General features: G+C 52.8%; 14 protein-coding genes. 12 read left to right on the top strand and 2 right to left on the bottom strand.

Going from position 1 to position 15,555, the window contains the following annotated elements:
- The first annotated feature begins 56 nt into the window (after positions 1-56).
- From G6R38_RS00395 to G6R38_RS00375, 5 genes are read left to right on the top strand one after another with little or no spacing between them, the layout of a single operon-like run.
- Positions 57-1,217 carry an ABC transporter permease gene (locus tag G6R38_RS00395; RefSeq protein WP_166819720.1) on the top strand — a complete coding sequence of 387 codons (1,161 nt, stop codon included), beginning with the start codon at positions 57-59 and terminating at the stop codon, positions 1,215-1,217.
- Between the two features lie 57 nt (positions 1,218-1,274).
- The gene (locus tag G6R38_RS00390; RefSeq protein ID WP_166819719.1) at positions 1,275-1,796 is read left to right on the top strand and encodes a hypothetical protein; all 522 of its coding nucleotides are present in this window, start codon (positions 1,275-1,277) and stop codon (positions 1,794-1,796) included.
- Positions 1,797-1,801: 5 nt separating this feature from the next.
- Entirely contained in the window at positions 1,802-3,424 is a 1,623-nt protein-coding gene (locus G6R38_RS00385) for an efflux RND transporter periplasmic adaptor subunit (protein WP_166819718.1), read from the top strand.
- A gap of 2 nt (positions 3,425-3,426) precedes the next feature.
- Positions 3,427-4,167 (top strand): ABC transporter ATP-binding protein, encoded by a 741-nt coding sequence (locus G6R38_RS00380; RefSeq protein ID WP_166819717.1) that lies wholly within the window; start codon positions 3,427-3,429, stop codon positions 4,165-4,167.
- A complete protein-coding gene (locus tag G6R38_RS00375) occupies positions 4,160-5,302 on the top strand; it encodes an ABC transporter permease (RefSeq protein WP_166819716.1) in 1,143 nt (380 codons plus the stop codon). Before G6R38_RS00380 ends, G6R38_RS00375 begins: the two co-directional genes overlap by 8 nt.
- Positions 5,303-5,464: 162 nt before the next feature.
- On the opposite strand, the gene G6R38_RS00370 is transcribed toward G6R38_RS00375, so the two are convergent.
- Positions 5,465-6,679 (bottom strand): argininosuccinate synthase, encoded by a 1,215-nt coding sequence (locus tag G6R38_RS00370; protein ID WP_166819715.1) that lies wholly within the window; start codon positions 6,677-6,679, stop codon positions 5,465-5,467.
- Between the two features lie 122 nt (positions 6,680-6,801).
- Between G6R38_RS00370 and G6R38_RS00365 the strand changes: the two genes are divergently transcribed.
- The 7 genes from G6R38_RS00365 to G6R38_RS00335 all read left to right on the top strand — a co-directional run bounded on the left by G6R38_RS00365 (position 6,802) and on the right by G6R38_RS00335 (position 11,516).
- Positions 6,802-7,524 (top strand): hypothetical protein, encoded by a 723-nt coding sequence (locus tag G6R38_RS00365; RefSeq protein ID WP_166819714.1) that lies wholly within the window; start codon positions 6,802-6,804, stop codon positions 7,522-7,524.
- Between the two features lie 297 nt (positions 7,525-7,821).
- Positions 7,822-8,259, top strand: a complete 438-nt coding sequence (locus G6R38_RS00360) for a CsbD family protein (RefSeq protein WP_166819713.1) — start codon at positions 7,822-7,824, stop codon at positions 8,257-8,259.
- Positions 8,260-8,315: 56 nt separating this feature from the next.
- Positions 8,316-8,600 (top strand): hypothetical protein, encoded by a 285-nt coding sequence (locus G6R38_RS00355; RefSeq protein ID WP_166819712.1) that lies wholly within the window; start codon positions 8,316-8,318, stop codon positions 8,598-8,600.
- Between the two features lie 73 nt (positions 8,601-8,673).
- Entirely contained in the window at positions 8,674-9,129 is a 456-nt protein-coding gene (locus G6R38_RS00350; protein ID WP_166819711.1) for a hypothetical protein, read from the top strand.
- A 36-nt stretch (positions 9,130-9,165) separates the two neighbouring features.
- On the top strand, positions 9,166-9,372 hold the full coding sequence (locus G6R38_RS00345) for a PDDEXK-like family protein (RefSeq protein ID WP_166819710.1): 207 nt from the start codon (positions 9,166-9,168) through the stop codon (positions 9,370-9,372).
- A 38-nt stretch (positions 9,373-9,410) separates the two neighbouring features.
- Positions 9,411-9,788, top strand: coding sequence for a phage holin family protein (locus G6R38_RS00340; protein WP_166819709.1), 378 nt, complete (start codon positions 9,411-9,413; stop codon positions 9,786-9,788).
- Positions 9,789-10,358: 570 nt separating this feature from the next.
- Positions 10,359-11,516, top strand: a complete 1,158-nt coding sequence (locus tag G6R38_RS00335; RefSeq protein WP_166819708.1) for an AI-2E family transporter — start codon at positions 10,359-10,361, stop codon at positions 11,514-11,516.
- A gap of 145 nt (positions 11,517-11,661) precedes the next feature.
- Here the strand turns inward: G6R38_RS00335 and G6R38_RS00330 are convergent, their stop codons facing one another.
- Positions 11,662-15,330: a CheR family methyltransferase gene (locus G6R38_RS00330; protein WP_166819707.1), complete on the bottom strand. Its 3,669-nt coding sequence runs from the start codon at positions 15,328-15,330 to the stop codon at positions 11,662-11,664.
- Positions 15,331-15,555 lie beyond the last annotated feature (225 nt).

Here is a 15,555-nt window from a genome sequence, read left to right as displayed (position 1 = left end):
GTGGTCGTCGGCACCGTGAGTTCTGCGTTGTCTCATCTGTTGAGTTGGGCACCATTATGTTTTTTCGCTTGCTCCCATGGGAGTACGCCATCCGTAATCTGTTCCGTCGCCCGTTGCGTACTTCGCTGACATTTGCCGGGCTGACGACGGTGATTCTGTTGGTGTTCGTGGTCGTCGGTTTCATCCGTGGTTTAGAACGATCGCTGGCCGTTAGTGGAGATCCGCAGACAGCGGTGGTCTTCTCATTGGGGATGGGCCGAAACCTCGAATATTCGTCGATCCCCATGCGGACGAGCGATTTGATTCCGGCTAGTGTTGCCGGCTTGCGGGAGCAAGCGGGGCAAAAATATGTGTCCCCTGAGTTATACCTCGGCACTCGGGTGACCACTGGCCGGTTCGATTCAATGGGGCTGGTCCGCGGAGTCACCCGCCCGGCATTGCTCGTGCGAAGTCGAGTGGAAATCGAAGACGGCGAATGGCCGAAAAGTGGCGAAGTGATGATCGGTCGACTGGTTGCGGCGAAACTCGAAGCTGGCGACGACGCATTATCAATTGGAAACACGTTGACCATCGAGGGGCGAGACTGGCGAATCAGTGGCGTATTTTCAGCGGGAGGATCGGCCTTTGAATCGGAAATCTGGTGCCGTCTCGATGAGTTGCAACAGGCCATGAAACGCCAGGACCTCAGTATTGTCGCCGTCACGCTCGCCGCCGATGGAGACTTCACCGATCTCGATTTGTTCTGTAAACAACGACTGGATCTCGAGCTTCAGACAATGAAAGAAACGGAATATTACGGTTCACTCCAAGAAGATTACGGCCCAATTCGCTGGTTAGCGTGGTTGGTCGTCTTGTTGGTGTCGGGAGCCGGTGTTTTTGCAGGTCTGAACACAATGTACGGTTCGGTGGTGGGCCGGATTCCCGAGCTGGCAACGTTGCAGACGATCGGGTTTGCGCGTCGGGCCATCGTGGTGAGCTTGATTCAAGAAGGATTGCTGATGGCCGCAGGCGCGAGCCTGATGGCGGCGATATTTGCGTTGGTGTTCATCAACGGTGCCGCCGTGCGGTTCACAATGGGGGCGTTCGCGCTTCGGATCGACAGTACGGCTGTCTTGATCGGCTGCTCTGTCGGATTGTTGCTTGGGCTGTTCGGTTCAATCCCACCGACGATTCGCGCACTTCGTATGCCCGTTGTCGACGGGTTGAAAGCTGTTTGATTGACAAGCTGGCTGCACGTTGCAGTCAGCATTCCTGACATTAAGGAGATGAAATCGATGAAGAAGTTTGTTTTGAGCCTTAGTGGCCTTGCCATGCTTTTGGCCATTGCCGGTTGTTCGCAAGAAACGGTTGAGCCGACGGAAACCGCTAGCGTCGATGGTTCCAAGTTTCAGTTAAGCTCGGAACCGAACGGGGCCTTGAATGTGATTCAAGCACGGGAAGACGCCGAGGATGGCAAAGATGTCGTCCTGATGGGGCGCATCGGCGGGGGTGCGAATCCTTGGATAGACGGGCTGGCGGCGTTCACGATCGTCGACGATTCTCTCAGAGCATGCAGTGACATCCCCGGAGACTCCTGTAAGAAACCGTGGGACTACTGTTGCGAGACTCCCAAACTTCCGACCTCGACGGCGTTGGTCAAGGTGGTCGATGAAGACGGAGAGTTGGTCAAAGCCGATGCATCCGAACTCTTGGGTGTGAAGGAGTTGTCGAGCGTGGTGGTTCAAGGAACGGCCGAACGGGACGACGATGGCAATCTGACTGTGCTCGCCAGTGGAATCTTCGTCAAGAAGAAATGAGGTTGATGATGTCGACAACCGTTGATCTTCGTGAACTTGCGATTGACCGGAACGGTCCCGAGAAAACACAACTCCGGGCTCGACGGCACTGGGGGACACGGTACGCCCTGCCCTTTGTGTTGATCGCCGGCTTTTTGGCATTGGTCGCATGGGCCTCACGTGACCTGATGTTTCCGCCGAAAGGTGTCACGGTGATGCCGGTGATAACATCCACCGCCGAGGTTCAACGGGAAGGCACACCGCTGTTCAAGGCAGCAGGTTGGATCGAACCAAGGCCAACGCCGGTGCGAGTTGCCGCGCTCGCACCTGGCGTGGTTGAGAAACTCCTCGTGGTCGAAGACCAACCCGTGAAGGCCGGCGAGCCGGTTGCGGAATTGATCAAAGACGATGCACGTCTGAGTTATCAGCGTGCGTCGGCTGATCTGAAGTTACGGGAGGCGGAGCTCGACGAAGTGCAATCGGAACTCAAAGCGGCGAACACTCGTTTCGAAAAGCCGGTTCATCTGCATGCAAAATTGCAGGAAGCTGAGGCACTTCTTGCCAAGATTGAGACGGAACTGCGGAACCTTCCGTTCGGTCTTCGGCGTGCATTAGCCGACCAGGAAGCCGCGGAGAAAGACTTCGAAGGCAAGCAGGCGGCAAAAGGAGTTGTCGCGGGAGTTCAAATTGACATCGCCAAGAGCAAAATGGATTCGGCGCGGGCCTCGGTTCAAGAACTGAGAGGACGTGAAGTGTCACTCAAGAAAGAACAGACGGCGTTGACCGCACGTCGAGATGCACTTCAAACACAACTTGAACTACTCGCCGACGAAACCAAAGCCGTCGAGCGGGCGACGGCTCAGTTGAAGGCTGCTCAGGCACGTGTTGATCAGGCTCGTGTAAGTCTCGCCGAAGCAGAACTCCAGTTGAATCGAATGACCATTACGGCCCCAGTCGACGGACGAATCTTTCGTTTGATCGCTCATCCGGGGGCTCGGATCGGTAGCGGAATGACACACACGGCGGGGTATGACGGGAGTACTGTTGTCACGATGTATCAACCGGATCGATTGCAGGTCCGAGTGGACGTTCGGTTCGAGGACATCCCCAAAGTGACGCTAAGACAACCGGTTCAGATCGACAACCCGGCATTGTCATCACCATTGACCGGCGAAGTTCTCTTTGTCGGTTCGGAGGCAGATATTCAGAAGAATACGCTCGAAGTCAAAGTGGCCATCCCCAATCCACCTCCGGTCTTTAGACCGGAAATGTTGGTAGACGTGACGTTTCTGGCTCCCGTGCAGCCAGAACGTGGAGATGAGGCAACCGAGGAATGGAAGTTATATGTTCCTCGGCAACTCGTCCGGGATGGGGATGATGGTTCGTATTTGTGGGTGGCGGATCAATCGGAGGGCGTTGCCCGGAAGAAGTCCGTGGAAACGGAATCCGCAGGTCGCAGCGGTTTGGTCGAGGTCAGAAATGGTTTGAACTCAACGTCTCGACTCATCGTCGGCGGAATTGAAGATCTCTATGACGGACAACGGATTAAAGTGACCCGCGAAGACACATCCTTGAACCCGAATGGTGCCAGTCCTAGTGGTTCCGGGCAACACCAAACAGCTGATCATCGAGCAAGCGGAGGTAGTTGATAATGGCGTTGATCGAAATTCAAAACGTGACAAAACAGTATCGAAAAGGCGGCGAGTCAATTACGCCTTTGGATGATGTGACCCTAGACATTGAGCAAGGCGAATTTATCTCCTTAATGGGGGCAAGTGGGACGGGGAAGTCTACATTGCTGAATCTGATAGCAAGCATCGACAAACCCGATCAAGGCAAGATCGTAATTGATGGCACGGAGATCACACGGTTGTCCCGCACCAAGCTTGCCAACTGGCGTGCTGCCAATTTGGGATACATCTTTCAGACTCACAATCTCATCCCAGTGTTAACCGCCTACGAGAACGTGGAACTCCCCCTACTTCTTCTACCGATGTCTAGTAGCGAACGTCGGAAGCGAATCGAGATTGCCCTGCAAGCGGTTGATCTGATTGATCGTGCTAACCATTATCCCCGTCAAATGTCTGGTGGACAGGAACAACGCGTTGGAATCGCACGAGCGATTGTTGCTCATCCAAAAGTGATTGTCGCGGACGAACCAACCGGTGACCTCGATCCGGAAACGTCGGATCAAATCCTTGATTTGCTCAAGCGTTTAAACGAACAACTCAATGTCACTCTATTGATGGTGACCCACGATGCCCAGGCCGCTCAAGTTGCCGACAAGCAATATCGGCTCGACTATGGCAAACTCGTTCAGACCGGCGGCCTGTCGAGCGTGACGTCACCCGATCCTGAAGCTCAAACAGTGTTTGAGGAATACGATGGTTAAGTTTCTTCCCTACACGTTCAAAACGCTTTGGCGGCATCGCTCTCGGACGATTCTCACTGTCATGGGTTCGGCGGTGGCGTTGTTCGTCTTCTGCTTTGTCGGTGCGGTGCAAGAGGGAATGAATGATTTGCAGCGTCGGCAGGAAGCCAAAGGGGCACTAGTCGCATTCCAGAAAAATAAGTTTTGCCCGGCAACTAGCCACCTTCCCCAAGACTATGAACAGCAGATGATTGGTCTGGAAGGAGTTCGGGACGCGATTCCGGTTCAGGTCTTTACGAATAATTGCCGAGCTAGTTTGGATGTGGTCGTGTTTTACGGCGTGCCACCGAAGAAACTACAGACGGCCCGTGATTTTGAACTTCTTTCGGGAAGTTGGGCAGAATTTGAGTCGCATCAAGACGCCGCTGTCGTCGGGCAGGCGGTAGCGAATCGGCGTGGTATTCAAGTTGGTGACAAGTTCTCGATCGGTGGACTCAGTGTCAATGTCGCTGGAATCTATACTAGTGACGACCCTGCCGAAGAAAACTACATCTATTCCCACCTGGAGTTTCTACAACGCGGCGCGGGAATGAACCTTGTGGGGACTGTGACTCAAATCGAAGTCCTATTAGCTAGCGGCGTTGACACTGACCGAATGTGTGAGCAAATCGACGATATGTTTCGCGGCGGCCCTGTTGAAACCGACACTAGGCCCAAAGGTATTTTTCAGGCGAAGGCGCTCGGCGATTTGACGCAGTTGATTTCCTTGGCTCACTACTTGGGATATGCGTGTGTCGGGCTTGTACTTGCATTAGTCGCTACGACGACGATTATGTCAGTTCAAGATCGCATCAAGGAACACGCAGTTCTGCAAACCATCGGTTTTACGGGACCAAGAGTGTTCGGTCTTGTGATGACGGAAAGCATCTTGCTAAGTGTTGGGGGCGGAATCCTTGGAGTTGGAACCGCGATGTTAACGTTGAAAGTGAGCAGTCTATCCGTTGGTGCGGAAGCGGTTACGATTGCGTTTACCCCGTCCCTCCGCCTCGCGATGGTCGGCGTTCTCATCTCTGGCGGTGCTGGAATCCTAGCCGGTATCGCTCCTGCATGGCACGCTGCTAATACGGAAATTGTCCCAGCTCTGAGACAAGCATAAGCAGCTTCACTATGGGACGGAATTTAGGAGTCGCGTCCGAGAGCAACGTCGACGTGGCTTCATTGTGTAGGGCTAGTAGAATCGCAGCGGGTGACTACGATTCTACCGTTGCCATATTCTTGATCGTTTCTAATCAATAGCAATATCTAACGCTATTGATGATTAATACTTACGAGGACGAACGCGACCTTGGACTCGCGATGGCAATCCCATGATGCGTAGGAAGCCTTCGGCATCATTCTGGTTGTAGCTACCACCGGCTTCCATACTCGCGATTTCATCGTCGTACAGACTGTTCGGACTTGTCCGACTAGCGACGAGGATGTTCCCTTTATACAGGTTGAGCGTCACTTCGCCGGTCACTGGCTTTTGTGTCTCCTGGATGAAGGCCATCAATGCGTCCATTTTCGGAACATACCAGAAGCCGTAATACACCATTTCCGCGACTTCAGGGCTGAGTCGGTCTCGGAAATGTGTGAGGTCGCGATCGAGTGTTAACTGTTCGAGTTGTTGGTGAGCGGCGTAGAGGACGGTCATGCCAGGGGCTTCATAAACGCCGCGGCTTTTCATCCCAACGAAGCGGTTTTCGACGATGTCAATCCGCCCGACCCCGTTGCGACCACCGATCGTGTTAAGTTCCTCGACCATTTCGAGTGCCGACTTCTTCTCGCCATTGATCGAGACTGGCACGCCGGATTCAAAACCAATGGTGACTTGCTCGGCTTTGTCTGGTGCGTCTTGTGGTGAAACGCCCATACCGAAATCGACAGTGGCAAAACCATCGGTCGTCAGTTCCTCGAGTTTTCCCGCTTCGTAAGAAATGTGGAGGACATTCTCATCGGAGCTGTATGGTTTCTCGACAGAGGCTTTGACGGGAATGCCTTTTTCCTCGCAGTAAGCGATCATTTCTGTTCGGCCGGGGAATTTGTTTCGGAAGGCATCGATCCGCCAGGGAGCAATAATTTCCACACCCGGATCGAGTGCTTCAGCAGCAAGTTGGAAACGACATTGATCATTACCCTTGCCCGTCGCCCCGTGAGCGTATGCGTCGGCTCCAACTTCGCGGGCCACTTGCAAGCAAATCTTCGAGATGAGCGGACGCGCGATTGAGGTTCCGAGTAGATAAATGTTCTCATACTTAGCCTGCCATTGCAGGACGGGAAACGCGAAATCCCGACAAAGTTCTTCACGGACGTCTTCGATTCGCGCCGACTTCGCACCGTTATCGTGAGCTTTCTTCAAGATGGCTTCGCGATCCTCGCACGGTTGGCCAAGGTCGACATACACGCAGTGAACATCGTACCCTTCATCCTGAAGCCATCCCAAAATAACCGAAGTGTCCAATCCGCCCGAATAGGCAAGCACGCAGCTAGGCATCGAAAGTCGTCCGTTGTTGATTGTCAGTGGATAGTCGCATTGTCCGTGTGCACTATAATCGACTCGGTAAGACCGTGCCACGGTTGGAGACTTCCCAACAGTTGGAAAGAAAGATCGTCCCGATGTTCCCTTGGAAAACCAACGAGTACCGGATTTTCGGCCACCAATCCGAGTTTGTTCGACTCGCCGAGGAAACGTTCCCTTTGGTCTGCCGCACGGATTTCATGAAACCGGGCTTTGCACTCATTGATTTGGGGGCGGAATTTGGTTCGCGAGCCATGCGATTAGGGATGTCGGAAGTCTGTGCCCGATTCGACAGCTTGTTCCAAGCTTCGCAAGGAAGGCGACTTGTGACGCGCTCGATGACGCGTTTCGATCAGCAAACGACGACGAAACCTCATGTCGACGGGTCGGAATTGGAGTCCGTGCTCGTCCTTGGCTACGAACCCACACAGGTTCGCAGTCGAATCTTCATGAGCGACTTCAGTGTCTGTGCCGGGACTCAAGGACTCTATCCGGCCGAATTTCTGGAAAAGTTCAATCCGATGTATGCTCATGGTACGAAAATGCTCGAACCATTCACGACCGAATTGACAGCGTTCGACCCAGGCCACTTCCAGATTCTGTTGGTCAACAATAGCTGTGCTCGGGGAAAGTTGAATGGTCGGACGATGCAAGGTGTTCTCCATCACGCGGACGTGCCGGAGCCTCGGACCGATGTTCAACGGATCATCAATTCGATTCTCTTGACACCTGGCCCACGCGATGCCGAGGACACGCTGCCACCGGCGGAACGGCAGCGATTCATGGAATCAGACGAGTTAAGCGAGTATTCGCGAGCGTGACGGTCGAAGCCCGGCGAGACAGGAAGCCGTAGCGGCTTGCTGCCTTCAGCAAATTCATGGCGCGTGTGGTTGCCAAGTTTACGTATGGCGGCGTTTTGACTTGTCAGAACCGGTTCGAGCTTTCGAAGTTCTCTGCTGTGGTTTCGTAGTGACCAAAATGGTCCGCTAGTGACCGAATCCGTACCGTATTCCGTGAAAGACGATCGATTTCCCTAGGTAAAAACGTTTGGCACATCGTTTGCGATATCGTTTTAGGCATTCGCCATCAACATCTATTCCTCAGGGAGAAAAAAACTGATGATTACCAGCGAAGAGCTCAAAGGCAATTGGAATCAACTTCGTGGGAAGGTCGAAGAGCGTTGGAGTCAACTCTCCTCGAATGACCTTGATCAGATCAACGGAAACGTGGATCAGTTGGTCGGCGTGCTGCAACAAAAGACCGGCCAAGCGAAGCAGACGATCGAGCACGAACTTAACGAATTGCTCGACTCGTCTGCACAAAATGCCAGTTCGGTGGCTGAGAAGCTTGGAGCCTACAGCAAAGAGGCCAACGAGTACGCCGCTCAGGTCGCGGAGCAAGCACGGCAACAGTACATGCAGATGGCAGGTGGGGTTCAGGAGGGCTACAACCAAGCCGGCGAGTACGTCAAACAGCATCCTGCTGAATCTGTCGCAGTTGCATTCGGAACCGGCCTGATCGCTGGCGTCATGCTCGGATTGATCGTCCGGCGTTAGTCGAATCGCGGACGCAACTCTCAGTACACAAGTTCGCCTACATGGAGTGAATAGCAATGCATAACGGGACTGAAGCACCAGCTGCTGATCGGACTAGCCAAACGGAAGCCCCTGCGACTTCTCAGCAGCAATCCTCAATCGAGCAACTAACCGAACTTTGTCGCCAACACCCCATGACCTCGTTAATGGTGGGGCTTGGAGTTGGACTTGGAGCCGGATTGTTGGTCGGTGGGGCGATCGGTGGTGGTATGAAATCGCGGACCGATCGATCTTACCTCGACAAAATCAATCGCCGAGTGTCGGACGCCCTTGCCGATGCCATTCCGGATTCGTGGCGATAGTCAATAACTCGACCTCGGTGTCACTACTTCGTAGCGACTTGGTCTATGATATTCCTCGATGGAGGCCGTAGCAGTGAGTGAACTCGATCGCGCGTCACAGATTCGCCAATCTATGGCGTATGTTCGCCATGAGTTGGATGATGAAGTCGATGACATTCGTGAGAGCGCTCACACGCTCGCTGATTGGCACTACTATATCAAGAATTATCCATGGGCTAGTCTGGGTGCTGCGGCAGTCATTGGCTATTTGGTGGTTCCTCGGAAGCTCGTTATCGAACGGCCGGACCCGGAAACGCTTGAAAAGCTGGCCCGCAAGAACCACCTCGTTGTGGATCGCAAGCCAGAGAAACAAGCGAGGACCGGCTTGCTTGGGACAGCCTTCAGCTTCGTGGGTGGCCTTGTACTAAAGACAGCGATGGCCCAGGTCGGTCATCAATTGGCAGCTGCCATGGACACCTCTAAGTCGGGCGATCAATCGGCCAAGGCGGGGGCTCACGTGAATCCTCACTCTCCAAGAGAGGGTTCGTAGTCCACACGACATCATTCGGCAAAGGAATAATAGAACATGCGACATCGTTGGTTGGAGTTGGTTGAACCGTCTCGCAAGGCAGCAGCTAGTGCTCCGCAGAAAGACTATAAGAGTTCACAGTCAGGTAACACGTTAGAGTGGTTAGAGCAATGCACCCGTCAGAAAATTATACAGAATCCGAGAGCCGCTCTGGGAATCGCTTTAATTACGGGGCTGCTGGCCGGCTATTGGGTGAAACGGTAGGGAAAACCCGCCGTCCAGACGCGTCACCGTCAAACGTAATGAATCAAGTTAGCCGATTTGGCGTCGACTTTATCACGCTGGCAGAACTCCAAGCAGAATTGCTTCGGGTTGATAGCCGTGACGCGACGCGGCAACTTGTCTGGCCTCTTGTGCTGTCTGTTGTCGGTCTCGGGTTTATTATCGGCTGTTTTCCGTTGGCAGTATTCGGGATTTCTTGGTGGCTGGCTGCGGTGACTGAACTGTCACTTGCTGGCGCCTCGCTAATTGTTGCTACGGCGGGCTTGATTGTCGCAGCGATCGTCTTCTACGGCGCATGGCGAAGCCTGACTCAAGTATGGCAGTACTTCAATCGCTCGCGTGAAGAATTCAAGCAAAATGTCAATTGGTTCAAACGCACTCTGGCGGATCGCAGTTAATCACTGCGAGGCTGGTGAGTAGCCAATCTTTCAAGATCGCTACAATTTATTGATTTGATATCTCTATCCACCGACAAAAAGGAATTTTCCATGGTAAGTCATGCCACTGCAACAGAGCGAACGCAATCCTCGGACCTGCCAAGACCAGGCGAGTCACTTAACCCCACCGATGACGTTCTTGCCTACGTGAAAACTTACGCAAGACAAAACCCGGGAACGGCTGCACTGTGGTGCTTTGGCGTTGGTTTCATTGTTGGCTGGAAGCTAAAACCGTGGTAAGCGAATCTAAATGACGTTAACGGCCTGAAAGCGTTCCAGCAACAACTGCTCAGTAACGCCGACCCGCTGTGAAGGTAGTCGGCAACCATGGGACTGGTGTCTCTCTTTGATTTGGGGACGCCAGTCCTAATGTCGTATGCAGAGTCGATCAGTAAACTCAACGATTGCTAATCGAGCCCCTAGTGTCGACTGTGCATATAACTGTACTCGGTGTCACACAAAGAAATAGACCTTCACTCGAGTTGGTCTCGTCCGGTCTCCGATCTAATTCTCGTATGAGTCACCTCCCAGATGAATTCCACAACACCGACGATTAAGGACCATGATGTTGAATCGTCTAAGGACGAGTCTCAAACAGGCGAGCAGGACAAGACTCTGATCGGTGGGGCCGAGCCTCACCCGGAGAAAGGCTGGGAGTGGAAACCGGGTCAGCTAAGCTTAGTGATTCTGACCGGTCTGGCGATTCTGCATACTCTTTATTTTGCCAAAGCGGTGCTGTTCCCTGTTACGCTTGCGTTCGTGCTGTTCTTTCTATTTTCGCCAATCGTTCGTTTTCTAACTCGTCTCCATCTACCGGAAATTGTCTCTGCCACAATCGTTGTTTTATCCGCTTCTCTTTGTATCGGCTTGGTCGCCGCTGCACTGTTTGGACCCGCCTCAGATTGGGTCGAACAAGCTCCAGAGACACTCCAAAAAGCCCGTGAACGTCTCAGCTTTTTGATCAAGCCGATCAGCCAAATGAATGAGGCGACTGATAAGGCCGCTGCGATTGCATCGGAGAAAGAGGATGTCGAAAAGGTGGTGCTTGAACAACCTGGCGTCTCAAACGCGATTGTCAACACCACGGCTAACATTGTGGCTGGAGCAGCGATCACAATTGTGATGCTATTTATGATGCTGGCGATGAGTCACCGGACATTGAATACAATCGTTGAGTTGATGCCGAATGTGCATGACAAGCGAGGCGTTGTCGAATTGGTCCGTGATGTCGAGCAAGGCATCTCCAGTTATCTGATCACCGTGACTACCATCAATCTCGTCCTCGGCATTGTTATCGGGATCGCGATGGCACTCCTTGGACTTCCTGACACTGTGCTGATCGGTATCATGGCAGGGACCTTGAACTTTGTGCCCTTCGTCGGTTGCTTTGCCGGAGCCGGCATCACGTTCCTGATCGCAGTCGTCACACTGAATTCGACCGGCATGGCGGTACTAGCACCGATAATCTATATCTCTATCAACTCCCTTGAAGGCAATGTCATCACACCCATGCTGCTAGGAAGACGTATGGAGTTGAATCCAGCGATCGTGTTTCTAGGGATTGTTATCTGGGGATGGGTCTGGGGAATCGGAGGGGCACTGATCTCCGTGCCGCTATTAGGAATCCTCAAAATCACGTGTGACCACTTCGTGAAACTCAAACCAATCGCCCGATTTCTCAATGGCTAGCGTCCGGAGGATTCGAATCCTGGTCTTGATTGAAGGGATGCAGATCGGCAGCAATTATAAGGCGGATCAGAGCACCGGACTACTTTATAAACGTTAAAAGTTGTTTAGCCGAGGCTTTGGACTAAGAGTTGTGGACTTGATGTTCTTAGTCGTTTTGTCCGCTCGAAGAATCTCGGTATCGTCGGGTCTGTGTCATGACAAGAGTTTGCCGGAGTTTGTTGATGTTCAGTGGCTTCAGAATGTGCTGATCGAACCCGGCCTCAAAGGCTCGTTGCTGGTCATCGGGTTGCCCATATCCGGTCAGAGCGATCAGAAATAGAGACTCAAACTCCATGTTGGATCGCAACCGACGTGCAACCTCATAGCCAGAGATGACTGGCAGACCGATATCGATGATCGCCAAGTCTGGTTTTTTCTCTGCAATCAGACTAAGTCCCTCTTCACCATCGCCGGCAATAAACACTTCATGACCGTCCAGGCGAAGGAGATCGGCGAGCATTTCTCGATTGTCGGGAAGATCGTCCACCAATGCGATTCGACAGGGAACCACTTTGTCCCATTCGTCGTCGTCTGTCGGCGTCTCCGTCACATGTGTTTCTTGGCATAGCGGGATGCGGACTTCAAACGTGCTCCCGTGCCCCAATCCTTCACTATGTACATTGACCGTTCCGCCATGCAAATTCACAACGGATTTGACAAGTAAAAGACCAATTCCCAGTCCCCCACCCGCACTCTCTTTGACCCGTCCTGCTTGGACGAACAAATCGAAGATTCGATTACGGTCTTGCGGTTCAATTCCGATTCCATTGTCTTGAACTTGGATGACAGCATGATCGTCTTCAGACGTCAGTCGGAGTTTGACTTGCCCTCCTTTCGGGGTGAACCGGTTCGCGTTGGTCAGCAGATTCATGACCACTTGCTGGAGCCGCATCGGATCGCCATTGACAATTTGGGGGCTCTCAGGAATCTCAGTGCGGAATTCCACGTCTTTCAACAGATGGGTCGCCGCCTCGGCCCAATCCCTAGTTTTCTCGGCTAAATCAAATATCTGTGAATCAAGAACAAGTTTCTGACTAGTAATCCGGGAGACATCAAGTAGGTCGTCCAAAAGACGGCTCATCTGCTGAACTTGACGCGAAATGATTTTGAGCGGCCGGTTACTTGGCTCCGAGGGATCAAACGCGCGTTCTGCCAATTCCAATGCATTGACAAGTGCTCCAAGAGGGTTTCGCAGTTCATGCGAGACCATCGCAATAAATTGATCTCGTCGAGCAAGTGCATCTCGCAGTTCGTGCTGAATTTGGGAGAGTACCGACACGTCATATAGAGTAATGATGACGCCATCAATCCGGCCGTCCATTTGATACGGGAGCGTTCGCAGCAGAATAGTTTGATTATTCTCGTTCGCAAATTCGTACTCGCCGACTTCGCCGCCGTTGAAAACAGTTTTCGCATCTTCAACGAGTCGGGGAACTGCGATATCTCTCGAAAACTGCTCGATGGAAATATGCATACCATCGGGTTCGGTTCCGAGCATCTTGCCGATCAGCGGGGTCCATTTGCGAATCCGCAGATCGGAATCGAGCAATAGCATTGCGACTCCGGTGCTCTCGAGCAAATGGTCCATGTCGTTCGTCAGCACGGTCAATTCATCAATGCGATTCTGATATTCCGCATTGACTGTGTGGAGCTCTTCGTTGACCGACTGCAGTTCTTCGTTAGTGCTTTGCAACTCCTCATTCGAAGCGTGGAGTTCTTCGTTCGAAGCCTGCAATTCCTCATTGCTGGCTTCAAGTTCCTCATTACTGGCTTGGAGATTTTCTTGACTCTCGCGAAGATTGTGTTGGAGTGTTTCGATGCGTTCGTCAGAAATATTATCGAGGTTGTAGTTTACGCTCCGTTCGGCGTCCGGCCGCGTATCCGCTGTTGCTTCAAACTTGATAAGGTAACATTTTTGGTCATTATGGTTTTGTTCGAGCGGGACGACTCTTAACGTCAGAAAGGTCTCGTTGTCGTAGGGAATGTCCTGGTATTGCACCGTTGACTCTTCGCGGATCGCACGTTGCACGGCAGCGGCGACCGGAATTCGGAGTTGGTCGCAAATCAAGTCGTCCACATTCGATGAAAAATTGCCTTTCCGGATCCGCATGTATGATTCGACATCGCCGAACAAATGCAGCACCTTGAGAGATTCGTCGATGAGCAGGCTCGGTGGCATATGGTCCGTGAGCAACTGGTTGAACAACGCCGACTGCGTGCGTTCACGTTGCCGAGAGTTGTCTGCGTGCGCGACGATTTGGGTCGGCTGGCGGAGTTCCCGTGTGAATCGAAAGTCCACGGGGATTTGGACGTTTCGACGTTTTTGGAACATTCGCCAACGACCGTTGACGGTGCTGAATTCTTGCTCGAGGTCCGCAAGTGTTTCACTGGGACCGAGCCAAAGATAGCCTTTGTGTTTCAGGCCAAAATGGAAGAACGATAAAACACGACGTTGTGCGTTCGTGTCGAGATAGATCAGCAAATTGCGACAAGTGATGAGATCAAGTTTTGTGAACGGGGCGTTCTTGAGCAAATCGTGACGAGTGAATACGACGTTCTGCCGAAGTTCTTCTGAGACGCGATAGCCTTCGACAGTTTTCGTAAAATACCGTTTTCGCCGTTCTTCGGAGACACCATCAAGGGCCGCCTCGGAGTACAGGCCGCGACTGGCCCGGGCGACGCTATCTTCATGAGCATCCGTTGCAAGCACAACAAATCCGCCGCGTCGACGGTGAGCCTCAGTGAGTTCCGACAACAAAATTGCGACGGAGTACGCTTCTTCACCCGACGCGCAACCCGCCACCCAAACACGAATCGGCTCGTTGGAAGCCGCATTTTCGAAGATTCGTGGCAAGACATACTGGGCGAGTTGTTCAAACGCGTTTCGGTCACGAAAAAACTGGGTGACGCCAATCAACAAGTCCCGATAGAGCGCATTTCGTTCTTCCGCGTCATTCTCCAAATTCGCGACATACTCATCGAGGGTGGCGAAGTTCCTCATCGAGATGCGTCTTTCGATCCTCCGCAACACCGTGCCAGGCTTGTAATTATTAAAGTCGATGTTGTGGTCTTGCTGCAGTAGCTCGAAGATTCGCTCGACCCCCTCACGTTGCACAACCGGACCGTGTCCCGGTTTCATTATGGAGGAGTTACGCATGCTTGCGTTTGACACTTCTTGCCCCACGATCGCTTCGATGAGGTCTTCGGCACTGTGAACGCTCTCAATGCAACCTGTGTCGACGGCAGCCTCGGGCATACCAGAAAACTGAGCGGATTCAACGGACTCGGCGAAAACCTGCCCTCCAGCCGCACGGATGGCGCGAACGCCTCGAGCACCATCGGATCCAGTTCCCGAGAGTACGACACCAACCGCCTGCGGCCCGTAAGCTTTCGCCAGCGATTCAAAGAGATGGTCGATCGCATGGGGCGGTTCGTTCCGACGATGAATCGGTTCGACACGAAAACGACCTTGCTCGACAGTTAACTTGGTGCCCGGCGACGCGAGGTAAATCGTGTCGACTTCCAACGGGTCGCCATTCTGGGGTGTGCGAATTGGTAGCGACGTATTCCTCGCGAGCAACTCGTCCATGTAGCTCTTGTGGTTGGGCGACAAGTGCTGCATGATCACGTAGGACAGCCCGGTATTGGCTGATGCATAATTCAGAAAGCGTCCCAGTGATTGAAGACCGCCGGCGGACGCGCCGATTCCAACAATTCGGTGAGGAGTTGTTGGGTTACTCCGTTTGTCCGAAGGTGAGTGTTCAAGTAGGCTCATGTTCGATGATGCCAAGAGATGAAGATGCGACAATTCGGTATCGACACGATGTGAGCCAATCGAGGGTCATCGGTACGTATTTACAGTTTCCCAATGCGCAGGGTGGCATCTCCGGCTTTCATAGGCGGATCATACCTACCATATTCTGACCGGATACATTGGTCAACCGGCTAATTTGAAAGGTGTACTTGTCGTATTGGGATGAAGGAATACATGTGGTCGAAA

The sequence above is a fragment of the Thalassoroseus pseudoceratinae genome (assembly GCF_011634775.1).
GTDB classification, from domain to species: domain Bacteria; phylum Planctomycetota; class Planctomycetia; order Planctomycetales; family Planctomycetaceae; genus Thalassoroseus; species Thalassoroseus pseudoceratinae.
This window is presented reverse-complemented; position numbering and strand designations above follow the sequence as displayed.